The sequence below is a fragment of the Oceanobacillus piezotolerans genome, from assembly GCF_003665065.1.
Classification (GTDB): Bacteria; Bacillota; Bacilli; order Bacillales; family Amphibacillaceae; genus Oceanobacillus; species Oceanobacillus piezotolerans.
The window spans coordinates 282,461-300,965 of record NZ_RCHR01000005.1 but is presented as its reverse complement, the minus strand read 5'-3'; the positions used below and the strand labels follow the sequence as shown (position 1 = coordinate 300,965).

Sequence of the window (18,505 nt, the reverse complement as noted above, 5' to 3'; positions counted from 1 at the left end):
TTAAGGAGCTATTCCAGTGCTGCTGCACCGCCACTGATTTCAGTGATTTGTTGTGTAATCGCAGCTTGACGTGCACGGTTATATGTAAGAGTTAAATCATCAATTAGCTCTCCGGCATTATCCGTAGCACTTCTCATTGCCGTCATACTTGCTGCGTGTTCGCTCGCTTTTCCATCTAATAATGCTCCAAAAATTAAACTTTCAGCATATAATGGTAATAATACTTTTAAAATTTCTTCTTGGTTTGGTTCATATTCATAATCAGCAGTTGTTCCATTATGCTCATGTAAATTCTCAATTGGTAAAAGTTTGTTAATCGTCGGCTTTTGGGATATCGCACTTACATAGTGATTATAAATAATGTTAAGTTCATCAATTTCTTCATCACTATAAAGCTGGACAGCTTCCTTTGCTAGATCCTTAATATCCGAAAACTGTGGGTGGTCTGCTATCCCTAGTATACTATTCGTAATTGGAATATCCCGTTTTCTGCAATAGTCATAGCCTTTACGTCCCAATACAATAACTGTATATTCATCAGGAGATTGGTGACGTTCTTGGATAGTTTGCTGCAACAGCTTTAAAACATGACTGTTGTATGCTCCAACTAATCCGCGATCAGAAGTAATAATTAAATAGCCAGTCTTTTTAACTTTTCGCTTCTCTAGCATCGGATGCGATACATCTGGATTACTATTTGCGATGTTTGCAACGACCTCTTGCATTTTCTCGCTGTAAGGTACATAGCCTTTTGCGTTTTGTTCTGCTTTGTTCATTTTCGATGCAGATACTAATTGCATAGCTGATGTAATTTTTCTTGTTTTCTTCGTTGAATCAATTCGTTTCTTAATATCTCTAAGTGATGCCAAGCTTCTTTCACCACACTTTCTTAGCAGAGGTAAGAGGAGAAATATGAGTATATATATTCTCCTCCATCATTTTCTCTAGAAAATATATCAAGTAAGGAGTGAGTGTCCCGACTGCACGAACACCTCACCACTATTATTTGCTTTCAGATGGTAAGAATGTTTTCTTAAATGATTCGATTGCATCATTCATATCCTTGGCATCTGGTAATCCACCAGTTTCACGAATAGATGTTAGAAGTTCTGGACGGTTAGAGTCTAACCATACATTCATTTCACTTTCAAAACGCAGAACATCTTCTACAGGAATATCATCTAAGAAACCTTTTGTTAATGCATAAATAATCATTACCTGTTTTTCAACTGCTAATGGTTTATGCAATCCTTGTTTCAGTACTTCTACTGTACGTTGTCCACGATTCAGTTTAGCCTGTGTTGCTTTATCAAGATCTGAACCAAATTGAGAGAACGCTTCTAGTTCACGATAAGATGCTAAGTCCAGACGCAGTGTACCTGCAACCTTCTTCATTGCTTTAATCTGTGCTGCTCCACCTACACGGGATACAGACAGACCAGCGTTAATTGCAGGACGAACACCTGAGAAGAATAAGTCAGATTGTAAGAAAATCTGTCCATCCGTAATCGAGATTACGTTTGTTGGGATGTAAGCCCCAATATCTCCTGCTTGAGTTTCAACGAAAGGAAGTGCAGTTAATGAACCGCCGCCTCTTGCATCACTTAACTTCGCAGCACGCTCTAAGAGACGTGAGTGCAAGTAGAATACATCCCCTGGGAATGCTTCACGACCTGGTGGTCGACGTAATAGCAAGGAAAGCTCACGGTAAGCAACCGCCTGTTTGGATAAGTCATCATATACCACAAGAACATGTTTTCCGTTATACATAAATTCTTCACCCATTGCTACACCAGCATACGGAGCAAGGTATAATAACGGAGCCGGGTCAGATGCACCAGCAGTCACAACGATCGTGTAATCAAGCGCACCATATTTACGGAACGTTTCAACTGTTCCACGAACCGTAGATTCTTTTTGTCCAATTGCAACATAGATACAAATCATATCCTGATCTTTTTGATTGATGATCGTATCTACTGCAAGAGTTGTTTTCCCTGTTTGACGGTCTCCGATAATCAACTCACGCTGTCCACGTCCAATTGGTACAAGCGCATCAATCGCCTTAATACCAGTTTGCAGTGGCTCATCAACCGATTTACGATCCATTACACCTGGAGCAGGTGATTCAATTGGGCGTGATTTTGTCGTTTCGATTGGTCCTTTTCCATCGATTGGCTGTCCTAGAGGATTTACCACACGTCCTAAAAGACTTTCACCAACTGGTACTTGCATAATGCGCCCTGTACGACGAACTTCATCGCCTTCTTTAATACCTGTATAAGGCCCTAAGATAACGATACCAACGTTCGATTCTTCCAGGTTTTGTGCAAGTCCCATTACACCGTTGGAAAATTCAAGTAACTCACCAGCCATTGCGTTGTCAAGACCGTGCGCACGTGCGATACCGTCCCCAACTTCAATAACTGTTCCAACATCACTAACTTCTAAACTAGCATCGTAATTAGCGATTTGCTGTTTTATCAGTGTGCTGATTTCTTCAGCATTAATGCTCATAGCCTTTCACCCCTATCATCAATTGTTTGCAGTACCGATATTCCGTTCAATTCGTTTTAATTTACCACTTACCGAGCCATCATAAATCGTATTTCCGATGCGGATTTTCACACCACCGATTAATGTAGGATCGACAATATTCGTAAATTGAATTGAGCCCTTGTTTAAACGTTTTGTAAAAGCTGCTTTTAAATGCACCTTTTCATCACCCGTTAGCTCACGAACAGAATATACATAAGCTTCTGCAATACCTTTTGCATCATTCACTACTTGTACAAAATGATCAATAATGGACGGAATGAGTTCCGTGCGGTGACGATCAACGAGTAGTTTTAATGTATTTACTACATCCTGGTGCATCCCTTGAAACGCTTCTGTTAAAAGCAGTTTCTTCTGTTCTTTGTTAATTCCAGGATGGAATAAGAATGTATTTAATTTTTCATTATCTTCAAAAATCTGACGAACAACCTTAAATTCTTCAACAAACTTATCTAAGCTTAACTTTTCTTGTCCAAGTACGAAAAGAGCATCTGCGTATCGTTTAGCAACTACTTGATCACTCATCGCTCTTCTCCTACCTCTTTGATATATTCATTGATTAATTTCTCTTGATCTTGTTCCGAGATTTCCTTCTCAATTACCTTGCTGGCAATAAGGACGGATAGTGAAGCAACTTGTGATTGAAGCGCTTGAATGGCAAGTTCTTTCTCATTTTGAATCTCAGCTTGAGCCTGAAGCTTGATTCGTTCTGCTTCTTTACGCGCCGTTTCGATAATATCTTGTTCTTGCTTGACGCCTGCATTTTTCGCGTCTTCGATCATTTTCTGTGCTTCCTGCTTCACTTGAAGCAATTGAGCTTGTGCTTCCTTCGCCGCTGTTTCTGCTTCTTTACGGCTCTTTTCAGCAGCATCAATTTCTCCAGCGACATATTCTTCACGTTTTTGCATCATATTCATTAGAGGTCCCCAAGCGTACTTCTTCAATAGAATAAGTAAGATGAGGAATGTTGCTAATTGAATTAGCATATCGCCTAAGCGAAAGCCCCCTACACTTGCACCAAGTGTCATAAAGCCAATATATGATTGCACGGATTCCACTCCTTTCACAGTAACTGTTCACGCTATAAGTATGATAAGGTTATTAAAATTTGGTTTTGTTTCAGTCCTATTTATTCAAATAGGCATAAAGCAATGGCGAAGATTTCATTAAAATGAACTTCGCCATCTTAAAGGTAGTTTAAAAAGGAAGGAAAAAGGGAAAACCTTTGTGTCCTCCTTTTCAAACCATACAAGACGTAAATTACATAAAAATAGCCATGAATGCAATAACTGCTGCGATAATAGGAATCGCCTCTACTAGTGCTACCCCGATAAACATTGTACCTTGTAGTGGACCTCTTAATTCTGGTTGACGTGCAATACCTTCAACTGTTTTACTTACGATCATACCGTTACCAAGACCAGCACCTAGTGCCGCTAATCCGATTGCAATTGCTGCTGCTAATACTTCCATTCTTTATTTCCTCCTTTTTATTATAAAACTTAAGTTTTTATTATTATTTAATGGTCACTGCTCACTTTGTGAGACATGTATACCATTGTTAACATAACAAATACATATGCCTGGATAGCACCGATAAAGGTACTAAATGCCTGCCAAGCAACCATTGGAATGACTCCAATTAAACCAAGCCCGCCAGATGCTATTAAGCTGACTAGTAATGCTAACAACACTTCCCCAGCATAAACGTTACCAAATAGACGAAGACCTAGTGTTAATGTGTTTGTAAATTCTTCAATTATCTTAAATGGCAACATTACCGGCATTGGACTAACGTAGGTTTTAAAATAATTCTTTGTTCCATTAATCTTAATACCATAAAAGTGTGTCAGTACAATAACCATAGCTGAAAGCGTTAATGTTAATGTTGCATCAGCTGTTGGTGATTTCCACCACAAATCATGACCAACGACCCCGTTCGTAATTACACCTAACATATTACTTACAAATATGTATAAAAGCAGGGTTAACCCGAGCGGCAAGAAAACTTTGCCAGTCTTCCAATCCATTGTGTCATTTACAATTCCTTTCACAAACTCTACCAGCCATTCCATAAAATTCTGGAATCCAGTCGGCTTCATTTGGAGCTTCCGGCTTGCCCAGACACAAAAGATAAAAACGATCAGTGATGAGACAATAATCATCAGCACATTTGCTAAGTTGAAATCAAGCCATGAAATTCCAAAAGCATCATTTAATATTGGAGCTTCATGATTCAAGTTTTTCACCCCTTTTCAATCTGTTTCGTTAAAGAATCCCATATATATTGCTAAAAGGTTATTGGGGATTTTTACTTTTATTGTGTTTTATGAATTGGACAATTCCATCCAGTGCCATGATGAAATAAGAAGATACGATACCAATAACTACCGCAATAATATGGAAGGTTTCTTCAAATCGAAGCGCGATTAAAACAGCTAATATACTGGCAGCAAGTCTCGAGAACGTACCCAGACCTCCTCTGGCTTTACCAGTTTCAGCAACCGTTTTTCCAAACGCGTTCGTCTTGTGCTGCAAAAGCCATAAATTATAAAAGCTAACCGAGGCACCTAATAACAGGCTATTAAAGATACGAGGATGACTAGTAAAAACGGTTCCAAGTACTAAAACTGCTAAAAGATAGAGCATCCATTTTCTTTGTCGTATTATCATGTTTTCAAAATCGGACATGTTTACTCTTCTCTCCTAAACAGGAACTTAAGTCACAAGATTTATAGGTTCTAAGTTCTGCATTTCTAATGCCTGGGTTTTAGGTTGATTTTGCTTTTAATCCATTACAGCAAAGGCAAACACCTTCCCTTTAACATGAAGAATTGACATGAGAGATTGTTTCAAGAGGGTATGTTATGTATTCTAGTACTATTACAGTTAACCGTAAAACAAATTGGGCCCTTGAAAACCTTCTCATCCCACACTAAGTAAGTTTACCTTAGCTTGGCCTTTATTGTCAATTGCTATCAGAGAATAATTGGATGGTAATATATAGTGGATTATCAGGGTGAATTTCCTATTCTATAAGGGATGTTATATCTTATTATACGTGATAGTGACCCCGTTGTAATTTGACAATTATGTGAACATCGTTTGGTTGAGTTTTCTTGGCGTAATTTGGATGAAGAAATCGCTGAATTCTTATGGAGAACAAACTTAGGTGAGACTCCTTAAAGTCGAGTCAGCTCTAGGAGAATCACCAGCTGTCCGTGGATAATGAAGTATATTTCCAAAAGCGTACCTCTCTACTTACTAGAAATCGACTTTTTCTCCTTCATAAAACATTTTCCCAGCAATTTATTACGGAATAAAAAGCATGGTTTCGTATGTCTCTGTTTTACCGTTTAATAGATAAACGGTAACAACGGCGAGATATTCACCACTGCTTCCAACCTCTTTCTTTTTCAGCTCCCCTTCATTCATCCCAACCTCTACTTGATCTGTAACCAGCAGCGTTCGGTTGAACATAAGTGTTTGTGGGTCATATAAATCAACCTCTACCCGTTCAGTTGGATCAGTAATATATAGACCATACTCATAGGATTTCTCTGAAAAAGGTTTTAAAGTAAACTCAAAGCCCATAGCTTTAGGGTTATCTGCTGATTGGTTCACAAATAAATAAGGCAAATGATAGACGCGATTACTTCCATTTAGGGCTATCCACCCCTGGTGAAGCCCCTCTTCAAGCAAGGAGGGAGTTACACTTAACTCTACTGGAATCTCTATTTTTTCTTTAGCATCTAACTGTACAGCCATAGGGAAACTCCAAGATAATCCTTTTTGTTTCTTCGGAATGTCGAATCTATAGGTCTGCGCATCATTTGAGGTGTTTTCGATTTTCAGGTTGTATGTTAGCGGTTCTCTATAAGAACCCTCCACCTTCCCAAAAACTAATTTGGGATTGTAGATGATGGTTTCTGTTTGGATTGCATCCAGCGGCTGGATAATTCCCATCCCTTGTTCTATTGGAGGTAAAAACTCCCCTTCTTTCCCCATTAGCGGATCTGCAGTTGTTCTAATAGCACCATAAATTTGCTCCGTGGACCAATCCGGTTGTGCCTCTTTAATTAACGCAATCACACCCGTCACATGTGGGGCAGCCATACTAGTTCCTTGCAATGCTTGATATCCACCTGGCACCGTACTGACAACATTGGTACCAGGAGCAAGAATATCTGGTTTAATATCCCAATTTACTGTAACAGGGCCTCTTGAACTGAACGAAGCAATCGTCGTGTCCATTTTCTGGTACGTTGTCTCCATGTAGAAGGATTTCCCTCCTATTTGCGATTGTACCCATTTTCCATCTTCTTTTGAAATAAGTGCTACCGGTATTTCTACAGGCGGACCGCCACCTTCAATAGACCCCTGAAACATCTGCTCTTCATTATTTTGAATCAATAGCGCAACCGCTCCCTTTTCCTCTGCTTCCTTAGCAAGCTGATAGAAAGGAATCTCCCCACGCTCTACTATGACAATTTTTCCGTATAGATTCGCTTCGTTTAATCCCTGAACAACAGGATACGCCTTCGTAAAATTCCAGGGACTCGAACCAAGCATCATTTGCAATGGAATTTTTTTATCTTCCATTCTTTCCGTTAGAAAAGGGATATGAATGACATTCGTTGATGCTCCTACAGATAAAGCATTTATTGCAGTAGCGGGAGCCCCTACTGTCCACCTGTTAGGACCACTATTTCCATTTGCTATTACAACCGGTATTCCCAGCTCTACCGCCTTATTCACGGCAGCACTTGTTGGATAATCAGGTCCATTCACTATATTTCCTAACGATAAATTAATGACATCTACTTCATCTTTAACTGCTTGCTCCATCGCCGCAAGAACCTGAATGGATGATCCCGCTCCACCTGGACCTAGTGCACGGTACGCATAAATTTCCGCGTCTGGCGCCACACCTTTTAGCTCTCCATCCGCAGCAATAATTCCTGCTACATGGGAACCATGAAGGGTAGGTAATCCCTCTTCTTTCGTTGTTTCCATCGGATCCTTGTCAAGGTCAACTAAATCATAGCCTTGCTTATAATTCTTTTTTAAATCAGGATGCTTATAATCAATACCAGTGTCAATTACCCCCACCTTCACACCTTTTCCTGTATATGTCGTATCATTGAGGGTGGATGGAAGTACAGATTCGCCAATATCCTTAAGGTTCAGTTCTTCATAAGGATGAGCTTTATATTGTTGTACACTGTGCACTTTTTTAATGAATTGGAGATTTTTAAGCCTATCGATATCTTTTGGGCTCCCTTGAATAGCTAATCCATTCAAAAGCGTTTCATATGTAGCTACAACTTCTACAAAAGGATGATAGGTCTCCAGGTAATCTTTATGCTCTTCTACATCCCCTTCTACTTCAATAATAATAGAAGTCTGCTTCCCTTCTGCTAACACTAAAGCAGGAACTATACTAATAAGCAAAATAAACATAAAGAAAACGGTCTGAAATGCTCGCATTGTTAAATCCCCCTATTCTATTCTTTTAGTTTCGCAGCTTGGAAAGCAAAGTATACATTTAAATGAGAAATTCAAACAAATGTTTGTTTATATTGACTTGGCTGAAAAAGAGGCTTCCTATTTAAGAATAGTAGTAATAAAAAAACTGCCCGATATAAATCGGACAGCTCTCTACTTTATTAACTATATTGAAAGGGTTTACATTAAACTGCTGATATTTTGTCTCCATTCCCATTCCCTTTCGCTTTAGCTACATTAATGGTTGCTTGGACTTCTTCCATTTTCTTTCTATCAAGTTTATAGAAGTGCATCGTAATCGCAGCAATCAATAAACAAACTGAAGGTAATACAAATGCTAATAACATTATTGCTGTAAATAGTGCAGGTGTTAACGTGTCCGTTACAGTTGGGTAAGCATCTCCAAAACCTACAGCTGCTACTACAAAACCAACAATAACTGGTGCGAGCGCTGTTACCAATTGGTCAATAAAGGAAAAAATGGTACCAAACATTCCTGCAACATAACGCCCTGACTTAGAAGTTTCATAGTCTGAAACATCAGCAATCATAGGAACAACAAGCGTTGTTGGCGCAGCTCCAAATCCTTGGGATAATGTCCGTAATAAGATGAACAAGATGGTTGCAAATCCAATACTTTCAAGAGAAATGACAGTAGGATCGTCTAAAAATAAGAATAACGGAATAAAAGCTAAATAGGATACTACACCTACCCATGCAGAAGTCAGATACGCTTTTCTTAAACCTGTCCTTCTCGCAACCCCTGTAACAGCTAAAGTGATTAACAAAATAGGTATAACTGTAATTAATCCAATCGTACCACTTAGTCCGTAGTTGCCAATTAAGATACCAAATAGCATAACCGTTACTACAGCTTCTCTACCAAGACTGTGACCTAATTTATCCATTGAAGCCGATATTGTAAGCAATTGTAATTGACGATTCCCCTTAATAACTTGCCAGTATTCACGGAAGGATGTTGTTTCAACTGTATCTTCACCCAACCCATAAAATTCTTTTCTATCTTTGCTTGAAATTCCGATAACAGCAAGGACAGTAAATATGGTGGAAAGTATCATGACTGTAGCAATCAGTTCAATGAATAAACTCATTGTAAAATCGCCATATTTTGCTACTAGATAGTTCGCAACATAAAATTGACCAACGGTGAAAACAAAAACATTATACACGCCATCAAATGCCATATAAAGCGGACGTTGCTTAGGATCATTTGTTAATACTGTTTGTCCAGCTTTTGTAGCTGAAGTTTGTAAAGAATATCCAATTTTATGAACTACAAGTGCAAGCACGATAAAAATTAACCGAAAACCTTCTGGTAATAAATGCGTCATAAAAATCATTAAGATAGAAAGCGCTATGATAAAATTCCCACTTACAATAAGAGGTCTAAATTTACCGAATTTCGTTTCTGTCCTATCAATGATATAACCTATTGCTGGATCAATTAACCCATCAAAAACTCTTGCTGCCCCCAAAAGTGTACTAACTAATACAACTGCTAATCCAGCAATACCAGCAGCATAATATGATAAAAATCCTATTAAAAATAGATAGATATTTGTTGCCGTATTATTTAAAGTGAAAAATCCAATTTGCCATAACTTTGCTCTGTTATAGACGATTCCTTTTTCAGACACGTTTGTTGCCATAAAGATTCCCCCATTTCGGTTTCAGTAAATTGATCATTTTATTTCCCCATTTGTTTCTAGAATTACGAACATTTGAATATTCTGAAATTTGTTTTTAAAACTTACTAGGAACAAACAAAAACAATTACCCCTTAAAGCCTCTAGCTAATATATGTTTAATTCTTTTACGAAGGAAGCATCCCTCCCTTTTAAGTTTGTTTCGTTAACAAACTTTCTTATATTTTCATATTATTTGTAAGCGCTTTAAAAGTCAATAGATTTTTAATTTCTTTTACATTACAAAGGTGTAAGCTCTTGGTTAGCGAGGTACGTACCCCACTAGCCGAAGGAGATAAAGGAAACAAGCCAACGTACCCCTTAAGACGAAAGCCGTTTTAGTCGGTAATTCTTTTGACTTGAGTCCATGTTGACCTTTCACCACAGGGGGTAATATAGGTAGTCTCACTAGTCGCTAAGCCGGAAGCGACTTTTTATAATGAATTGTACTCAATTCACAAATTTTAATTCTTTATACAAAGAAAAAATCAGCGAGGATGTTTTCCTCACTGACGAAAAATGTTACCTTATTTTGTACCAAATAGACGGTCTCCAGCATCACCTAGACCAGGAACAACATATCCATGTTCGTTTAATTTTTCATCCATAGCTGCAAGGAAAATATCCACATCTGGATGATCTCGTTTTACAAGCTCTACCCCTTCAGGCGCTGCTACTAAACACATTAGTTTAATATTCTTTGCTCCACGTTTTTTCAAGGAATGAATTGCATCGTTTGCGGAACCGCCTGTTGCAAGCATTGGGTCAATAACTATTAATTCACGCTCATGTATATCAGAAGGTAATTTAATATAATATTCTACTGGCTTAAGTGTCTCAGGATCACGATATAATCCAACATGTCCTACCTTTGCCGCAGGAATCATTTTACGCATTCCGTCCACCATACCTAATCCCGCACGTAAAATGGGTACTAATCCAATTTTCTTACCGGAGAGCACTTTTGCTTTCGCTGTTGTCACAGGAGTCTCTACTTCTACATCTTGTAACGGAAGGTCTCTAGTAATTTCAAATGCCATTAACATTGCAACCTCATCCACTAGCTCACGAAACTCTTTTGTCCCCGTGTTCTTGTCTCTTATGTACGTTAATTTATGCTGTATTAATGGATGGTCAAATACAAAAACATTACCCATTTACCGTTCACTCCTTTTAGTATATATCTCTAAAATTGTACTGAAAAATTGATTTGGATTCAAGTTAAGTGAGAATATTGTTGGAAAATAAGAGATTAAGTCCTATTTTTGGGATGGTATATGGATAAGTCTATTTGTTTTTGCTAGTTTTGGATCTATATTCTTTTTATTTCCGGCTATCGACTATTTCTAGTTGATAGGTTCCCGACATATTTTATTCAATATAGTGCATAAAAACCGCTCCGGAAATACACTGCGCTTTCCACGGGCGGCTGCTGAGCCTCCTCGTGCTTACGCACTGCGGGGTCTCACCTAGGCCTGTCCTCCCGTAGGAGTCTCCGTGTATTTCCTCCGCTGATTTGTGCTTTAAACTTTTTCACTATGGATAGTAAAAGCACCATTAAACATGAAGTGATTGTAGCGGAGGGCAGTCGACTCCTCGAAAAAGAAAGGCACTTTTTCTTCGTGCGATGTATCGCTGCCGATGCTTTCCTTGTCCTGCGGGAAAAGCAACAAGCGAAGACCCCGCAGGAAGTGAGAAGGATCAAAGGCTAGGAACGCCACGTCCTGTGGCAACGCCTTTGTAACCAACGTCCTGTTGGCCCGAGGCTGAGACGTTGCCCGCGGAAAGCGTACTGCCCGTAGCGGAAATTACGAGCGCATTTTTCCAGTTTGTTTTTTGCTCTAAATACTGAATTAAGTAAATCTGCAATCTCTATCAACTGCTTAAGACTTTAGCCAAGAAGTATATTGAACAGCCTTAGCCAAAAAAAGAGAACGCTCCTGCCAAAGGAACGTTCTCTATCTATTATGCGTATAACGGGAATTTATCTGTTAAGGCAAGGACGCGCGTTTTTGCTTCGTTTAGCGCTGATTCGTTTTCGTGATTTTTCAACGTATAGGCAATGATTGATGCAATTTCTTTCATTTCCTGTTCTCCAAATCCACGAGTTGTTACAGCTGCTGTACCGATTCGGATTCCGCTCGTAATAAACGGGCTGGCTTGATCAAATGGAATTGTGTTTTTGTTTGTTGTAATGCCAACTTCATCTAGTACATGTTCTGCAATCTTTCCTGTCAACTGAAGTGGGGTCACATCTACTAACACCAAGTGATTATCTGTTCCACCGGAGACAATACGAAGACCTTCTTCTGTAAATGCCTCTCCTAGAACTTTTGCATTGGCAACAATTCTCTTCGCATAATCTTTAAAGTCATCTGAAAGTGCTTCTTTAAAACAAACTGCCTTTGCAGCAATAATATGCATTAATGGGCCGCCTTGAATGCCCGGGAAGACCGCTTTATCAATTTGTTTTGCATATTCGTCTTTACAGAGAATCATACCACCACGTGGTCCGCGTAACGTCTTATGAGTGGTTGTTGTTACAAAGTCTGCATGTTCCACTGGATTTGGATGTAATCCTGCTGCAACAAGACCAGCAATATGCGCCATATCTACCATGAGGTATGCTCCTACTTCATCAGCAATTTCACGGAACTTAGCAAAATCAATGGTACGAGAATAGGCACTGGCACCAGCGACAATCATTTTTGGTTTCACTTCTTTGGCTTTTGCGAGTACATCATCATAATCCAAAGTTTCTGTTTCTTTGTCTACTCCATATTCCACAAAGTTATATTGCTTTCCACTAAAGTTTACTGGGCTGCCATGTGTAAGATGTCCACCATGGCTTAAGTTCATGCCTAGGATGGTATCTCCTATTTCTAATGCCGCAAAATAGACAGCCATGTTCGCTTGTGCTCCAGAATGTGGCTGAACATTAGCATGCTCTGCACCAAAAAGCTCTTTTGCTCGATTACGCGCTAAATCCTCTACAACGTCTACATGTTCACAACCGCCATAGTAGCGTTTGCCGGGATAACCTTCTGCATATTTATTCGTTAATACAGACCCCATAGCTTCCATTACAGCTTCTGACACAAAGTTCTCAGATGCAATTAATTCAATTTTATTCTGCTGACGCTTTGTTTCAGCCTGAATTGCCTCAAATACTTCAGCGTCCTGTTGTTTGACATGTTCCATTCGATAAGCCCCCCAAACAATTTATAGTTTCTATTGTAACTATATTTGGTGAAAATTTAAATAGATAATTCGGTTTTATTTTAAAATCGATAAAACACCCACTATATTAAAAGGACTATTATCCTAAAACACAAACTTTATTTACTTACAGCTCGTATTCAATCGTGTATTTTCGTAATTCGCTCGTACGCCGCCAATCAGTTTTGGTCGAGTATATGCTGCCGTTAGCCGTGCCTCTCCGATAAATCTTTGCTGAAACCTGAGCGGAACTGCAACATGCTTCATGTGCATACCAATCATCGTTTCTCCTATATCCATCCCAGCTCTTGCTTCAATAAATTCAACTACCACTGGATCTTTCATATGCTTAAATGCATAGGAAGCCATAGAGCCGCCCGCTTTTCGAACAGGTACGACTGATACTTCCTCCAAGTGATACTGTTTCATCGTATCTCTTTCCACTACTAATGCACGATTCAAGTGCTCGCAGCATTGAAATGCAACAGAAATATCCGTTCTTTTTCTTAACCTTTCAATCCCATCAAATATCATACTGGCTATTTCTTCACTTCCTGAAGAGCCAATCCGTTCTCCGGCTACTTCACTCGTTGAACAGCCAATGACAAAAATATCCCCTTTTTGTAAGTGGCTGCTATTCATCCATTCCTCTATTACTTTATCCATATCTTGCTGCACTTTTTCTAGTAATTCCATCTTGATGACCACCTCTCTTAAAAAGTGAATCTTTAATTAGTAGAGGTTCCTCCTCTACATAATTCTTTAAATCTTAGAGCAGTATTCTTACTCTAATTCTATTTTGATACCAATCTACATGCAAGGCAATAATCTAAATATACGCCAAATCCTTTTATTAGGCTTGGCGTATATTATATATCATTTCACTTGAAATTTGTGTATTTGATTCTTTAAATTACTAGCTTCTACTTCCATCTCATCTGCCATATTATCTAATTCCTCTATAGTAGCAGTCTGTTCAAGCACTGCTGCATTGACTTCCTCTGCACCAGCCGATGTTTCTTCTGCAATGGCAGCCACTTCCTGGGATTGGCGTACCGTATCTTGGATGGATTCTAATTGCTTATCTACTAAGTTGGTAATGGTATCTATTTCTTCTGCAACGTCTGTAACAGAACTTGCCATCTGTTCGATGGTTTGATTGGTTTTGACGCCTTTTTCTGCTTCCTTCTTTGCATAAACAACATTTTCATTTATTTTAACTACCACTCGATTTACATCCTCTTGGATGGCAGTAATAAGAGAAGATATACGTTGCACCGCTTGTGCACTTTGATCTGCCAGCTTTCTAATTTCTTCCGCAACTACAGCAAAGCCTCTTCCATGCTCGCCAGCACGCGCTGCTTCAATGGATGCATTTAACGCAAGCAGATTTGTCTGCTCAGCAATCGCCCCTACCATAGCTATAATTGACTCAACCTGGATGGCATTTTGTTTTAAATGGTCGACATCTTTTAATGAGACTTCTTGGTCACTTGCCAGACGCTGAATGCCTTCTACTAACTGGTTAACAACCTCTTGGCTATCATTTAAAGTCTCAAGCATTGTAGTAGACTTTTCTTTTGATAGAGATGCTTTCCCTTGAACTTGTTTCGCTAATTCTGTAGCAACCTCAACCGCTTCTGCGGTATTTTGAATCGCTTCTGATGAGCTTTGGGCACCTTTTGAAATTTCTCCAATTGAGGAACCAATAGCCGCAGCATGCTGGTTTGCCAGGCTTGATACTTCTTTCATATGATGAACAGCTTGATTGGTACGGGCAAAGTTAAGGTCAATATTTTTCACAATGTCATTAAGGCTCTTGAGCATGGTATCAAAAGAAAGAGATAATGCACGTATTTCATCGTCAGAGTCAGGAATCTGAACTGCTTGAGCAAGATTGCCTTCTGCTGCTTCTCGAGCAATAGTTTCCAACCTTTCTAATGGCTTCGTAATAATAAAAGCTACTAAGAAGGCCAAAAGACCTGACCAGAAAATTCCCGCAAGCAATGTGAGAATAGAATACCATTCAAACGATATATTGAAATAAGCTCCTATGTAGTCAAACAATACATATAGAAAGAAAGCACTGGTTCCATATGTAATTAAGGCTAAAACTGTTGTAAATAACATCAATTTCAGCCGCAAGCTAAAGCGGTACTTCCGTTTCATCTCTTCTCCTCCAGTCGAGCTATTCATTTAATTTCTTAATTAATTGATCGATATATCCCTCAAGCTCTGATAAAGTTGCCTCATACGTCTTCAAGTCTCCACCAAAAGGATCGCTAATATCATAATTAATTAGGTTAGCTTCCAAACTGCGGATATAAAGCAAATCCTGACGTAAATGCGCTTCTAAAAGCTCCCTTAATCTTGGTTCGTTCTTCTCCGGATGATTCGCTATAAACTGAATTCGCTTTTCTTCTAAATCAGCATAAGCCTTTTTTAATTCATCCCATACTTTTTTATCGGCGTCCACAACGTATTCTTTAAGTGTCATATACTTTTCCTGATGGTTTGGGTATTCAAGAATCAATGAACGCTTATGCCCTGAAGTCATGGTCAAGACAAGATCCGCCCAGTTAAGAAGTTCTTCTGTAACCGGTCTTGTCTGATGGTTTAAATTAATTTGCCGATTTTTTAATACTAGGATGGTCTTATCATTTGCCTGCTGGTTCATCCCTGCATAAATTCCTGCAGATTTCACTTCGGCCTTAGGGTATTTATGCTTTAATAATGCTTCCGCCATTGGACTGCGGCATGTGTTTCCAGTACAAACAAACAAAATTTTCATATGGAGCCCTCCATTATTCATTCGATAAAATTAAAATAATTAGTGTGAGTTTTCCCCACTGATAAAGAACAATAACAATAGCCCCAGGCTAACTGGGACTGTGCCTTCGATTACTTAGCACAAAAGGCGAAGCAGTCTTTTTTTAATTTACTCGACCCGGCGGAAACTTTTTGTCTCCATGTCTATGAATCTAAGTTAAATATACCATACTTCAAAATGCCGATGTTATTTATATCGGTAATTTTGAAATATGGAAAACCGCTACATACCATACAATGTAGCGGTTTTTCTCAACGGCAACGACATCATCCAATTAGTATTTGGATACCTAATCCACATAAGATGCTGCCACCTAATATTTCGCTGTATTTGCCTATAAATCCATGAACCTTTCGACCTAAATATAAGCCTAGCCACGTTAACATGGTACTGCTAATACCAAATAAAATAATAGCTAAAGCCGTTTTTACTCCCGACATTCCTAATCCTAAACCTATCGAGAAACTATCTAAGCTTACAGTGAGCGCAATGACTAATAATCCAAATCCAATCGGACGTATCATTTTACTATCATCCTGAATAAAGGCATTGATCATCATTTGAATCCCTATTCCAATTAATAGTAAGCCACCTGCTATAATAGCAAAGTCGCCAATACTATCTGAAACGAACTTTCCTAAGAGGATTCCGATAAAAGGCATCATTACATGAAAGATACCTATAACGATTCCTATAAGTGCAATCCTCTTTAATCTTAGTTGCTGCATTCCCATGCCAAGGCTAACCGAAAAAGCATCCATCGATAAAGCTAATGACATTAATAATAAGGTAAAAATTTCTCCAATATAATATTCAGCCATCTCTTATTTCCCCCTTGGACATGCTTATAAACTATATGCTTGTCACAAGGGGAATATGAATCATTCATTATCAATTTATCAGTGGAAAAGACACTCCGCTTTATACTGTTTCACTTGCTGCTTTTCGCAATCGGTTCATTACTGCCAGACCCATTCCTTGTTCAGAAAACGCCTCACAGACGATCACATCTACATCAGCTTGTTTAAACATTCGTAAGCCATCATAAAGATGGGCTGCTATTTCTGTTATGCTATTTCCAAGTGCTTGAACTTTATCTGCATTAAGACGAGCAGCAGTTTGATTACTTGCTAAAACTGCAACTTTTTTGTTTAAGTCTTGTTCATGATGAATGACAGCCTGTATTTTTTCGGCGCTTCCCTCAACTAACAATAAAGGAACCTCTGGAGAATAATGTCTGTATTTCATTCCTGGCGCTTTTGGTTTTCCTTCATCATTTGCTAATGCAGGATCTACCACCACTGTACCGACTACCGCTTCCAATTGTTCTTTTGTTACTCCACCAGGTCGAAGTATAATCGGAATTTCTTGTGTACAATCTATGACAGTGGATTCAACTCCCACTCCAGTCGGCCCTCCATCTAATAATCCTGCTATCTTTCCTTGCAAATCTTCCCAAACATGATTCGCAGTTGTAGGACTTGGCTTTCCTGAAATATTGGCACTTGGTGCGGCAATTGGAAGATCGCATGCTTTTAATAAGGCCTGAGCAATAGGATGGTCGGGCATGCGCACCCCTATGGACGATAATCCTGCTGTTACATTTTCCGCACAAACCCCATTTGACTGCAGTACATACGTGATAGGGCCAGGGGAAAATGCATCTATCAGTTTATCCACATAAGGAGGAATGGTTGTTACAAGTCTCCCTAATTGCTCTTTAGTCGCAACGTGAGCAATTAACGGATTATCCTGCGGCCTTCCCTTCGCTTGAAAAATTTGCGCAACCGCCTTTTCATTCGTTGCATCTGCACCTAATCCGTAGACCGTCTCCGTTGGAAAGGCAACCGTCCTGCCATTTTTTAAAAGTTCAGCTGCTTCATCTATCGATTTATCCTGTTCATTCCATACATTCCATCGTTTTGTCTCTATCATTTCCTGCTACCTCTTTTCTCATTATTATTGTAGAGGATTCAATTATGGAACGCAAAAATATAAGGAGTTAAACCAATATAATATAAAAAAAATTATCCACAATAAAACCCATGAACAGTTGTCCACAGGTTTATCCATCCTAAAATAAGACTATTGATAGATTTTTGATTGTTATGGGTAAGATTGCTCACAGATATTCAACAACTTATACACATGCCGTTGTGGATAATGTGAATATCTTTTTCTGAACAATTCCATCTTTCGCTTTTTTTTGATTTAAATGTGGATATTTCCGCCTATTATAGCTAGGATACTTGGTAGGACCACCAATTCCCCTTAGATTCCGGATGTTTATCCACAAATGATACTTCCTTTTGTGGATGAAATTGCAGCGCTTGCAGTAATAAATCCACAATAGGCTGGTGACTGTGTACATAAACCCGCTTAGCCTGCTTTGTTTTTGCTAAGGCAAGAATCGTCTCAACAAGAACCGGCAGCTTGTTTGCTTCTGTTCTAGTTATATATAATTGCTTCAACCAATAAACTTTATTCTCTTCTACTTCTTCCAGTACAAAGCAGCCTTCTATCTTATCTTTTATTTCCACTACATAGCCTTTTGCTGTAAGTGACGTCCGATCCAATCCTTCATTGTTCCGTAAAAACGCTTCCAGTTTATCAAAAGGAGCTTCACAGGCTGGTAAGATTCTCATTTTATCACCTCTTCTAGTTATTTTGATAGAAAACATTATGA

General features: G+C 38.9%; 17 protein-coding genes. All 17 read right to left on the bottom strand.

Annotated elements, in window-relative coordinates:
* Positions 1 to 8: 8 nt before the first annotated feature.
* The 17 genes from atpG to D8M04_RS15205 all read right to left on the bottom strand — a co-directional run bounded on the left by atpG (position 9) and on the right by D8M04_RS15205 (position 18,464).
* Positions 9 to 869 carry an ATP synthase F1 subunit gamma gene (atpG, locus tag D8M04_RS15285; protein ID WP_121524277.1) on the bottom strand — a complete coding sequence of 287 codons (861 nt, stop codon included), beginning with the start codon at positions 867 to 869 and terminating at the stop codon, positions 9 to 11.
* A 133-nt stretch (positions 870 to 1,002) separates the two neighbouring features.
* Entirely contained in the window at positions 1,003 to 2,517 is a 1,515-nt protein-coding gene (atpA, locus tag D8M04_RS15280; protein ID WP_121524276.1) for a F0F1 ATP synthase subunit alpha, read from the bottom strand.
* Between the two features lie 18 nt (positions 2,518 to 2,535).
* Positions 2,536 to 3,081, bottom strand: coding sequence for a F0F1 ATP synthase subunit delta (locus D8M04_RS15275; protein WP_121524275.1), 546 nt, complete (start codon positions 3,079 to 3,081; stop codon positions 2,536 to 2,538).
* The gene (gene atpF, locus D8M04_RS15270) at positions 3,078 to 3,584 is read right to left on the bottom strand and encodes a F0F1 ATP synthase subunit B (protein ID WP_425464028.1); all 507 of its coding nucleotides are present in this window, start codon (positions 3,582 to 3,584) and stop codon (positions 3,078 to 3,080) included. The genes D8M04_RS15275 and atpF overlap by 4 nt, the downstream gene beginning before the upstream one ends.
* 232 nt (positions 3,585 to 3,816) lie before the next feature.
* A complete protein-coding gene (gene atpE / locus D8M04_RS15265) occupies positions 3,817 to 4,029 on the bottom strand; it encodes a F0F1 ATP synthase subunit C (RefSeq protein WP_121524273.1) in 213 nt (70 codons plus the stop codon).
* A gap of 47 nt (positions 4,030 to 4,076) precedes the next feature.
* Positions 4,077 to 4,796 (bottom strand): F0F1 ATP synthase subunit A, encoded by a 720-nt coding sequence (gene atpB, locus D8M04_RS15260; protein ID WP_121524272.1) that lies wholly within the window; start codon positions 4,794 to 4,796, stop codon positions 4,077 to 4,079.
* 58 nt (positions 4,797 to 4,854) lie between these two features.
* Positions 4,855 to 5,247 carry an ATP synthase subunit I gene (locus D8M04_RS15255; protein ID WP_121524271.1) on the bottom strand — a complete coding sequence of 131 codons (393 nt, stop codon included), beginning with the start codon at positions 5,245 to 5,247 and terminating at the stop codon, positions 4,855 to 4,857.
* A 621-nt stretch (positions 5,248 to 5,868) separates the two neighbouring features.
* Positions 5,869 to 8,046, bottom strand: a complete 2,178-nt coding sequence (locus D8M04_RS15250; protein ID WP_246001279.1) for a S8 family serine peptidase — start codon at positions 8,044 to 8,046, stop codon at positions 5,869 to 5,871.
* Between the two features lie 203 nt (positions 8,047 to 8,249).
* The gene (locus D8M04_RS15245) at positions 8,250 to 9,734 is read right to left on the bottom strand and encodes an MFS transporter (protein ID WP_121524270.1); all 1,485 of its coding nucleotides are present in this window, start codon (positions 9,732 to 9,734) and stop codon (positions 8,250 to 8,252) included.
* Positions 9,735 to 10,297: 563 nt separating this feature from the next.
* The gene (upp, locus tag D8M04_RS15240) at positions 10,298 to 10,927 is read right to left on the bottom strand and encodes a uracil phosphoribosyltransferase (protein ID WP_121524269.1); all 630 of its coding nucleotides are present in this window, start codon (positions 10,925 to 10,927) and stop codon (positions 10,298 to 10,300) included.
* Between the two features lie 808 nt (positions 10,928 to 11,735).
* Positions 11,736 to 12,971 carry a serine hydroxymethyltransferase gene (locus D8M04_RS15235; RefSeq protein ID WP_121524268.1) on the bottom strand — a complete coding sequence of 412 codons (1,236 nt, stop codon included), beginning with the start codon at positions 12,969 to 12,971 and terminating at the stop codon, positions 11,736 to 11,738.
* A 141-nt stretch (positions 12,972 to 13,112) separates the two neighbouring features.
* Positions 13,113 to 13,655: a TIGR01440 family protein gene (locus D8M04_RS15230; protein ID WP_425464027.1), complete on the bottom strand. Its 543-nt coding sequence runs from the start codon at positions 13,653 to 13,655 to the stop codon at positions 13,113 to 13,115.
* A 210-nt stretch (positions 13,656 to 13,865) separates the two neighbouring features.
* Positions 13,866 to 15,158, bottom strand: coding sequence for a methyl-accepting chemotaxis protein (locus D8M04_RS15225; protein ID WP_121524266.1), 1,293 nt, complete (start codon positions 15,156 to 15,158; stop codon positions 13,866 to 13,868).
* Positions 15,159 to 15,177: 19 nt separating this feature from the next.
* Positions 15,178 to 15,780: a low molecular weight protein arginine phosphatase gene (locus tag D8M04_RS15220; RefSeq protein ID WP_121524265.1), complete on the bottom strand. Its 603-nt coding sequence runs from the start codon at positions 15,778 to 15,780 to the stop codon at positions 15,178 to 15,180.
* 305 nt (positions 15,781 to 16,085) lie between these two features.
* Positions 16,086 to 16,640, bottom strand: coding sequence for a manganese efflux pump MntP (locus D8M04_RS15215; RefSeq protein ID WP_121524264.1), 555 nt, complete (start codon positions 16,638 to 16,640; stop codon positions 16,086 to 16,088).
* Positions 16,641 to 16,740: 100 nt separating this feature from the next.
* Positions 16,741 to 17,751 carry an L-threonylcarbamoyladenylate synthase gene (locus tag D8M04_RS15210; protein ID WP_121524319.1) on the bottom strand — a complete coding sequence of 337 codons (1,011 nt, stop codon included), beginning with the start codon at positions 17,749 to 17,751 and terminating at the stop codon, positions 16,741 to 16,743.
* A gap of 308 nt (positions 17,752 to 18,059) precedes the next feature.
* The gene (locus tag D8M04_RS15205) at positions 18,060 to 18,464 is read right to left on the bottom strand and encodes a GNAT family N-acetyltransferase (protein WP_121524263.1); all 405 of its coding nucleotides are present in this window, start codon (positions 18,462 to 18,464) and stop codon (positions 18,060 to 18,062) included.
* Positions 18,465 to 18,505: the final 41 nt, after the last annotated feature.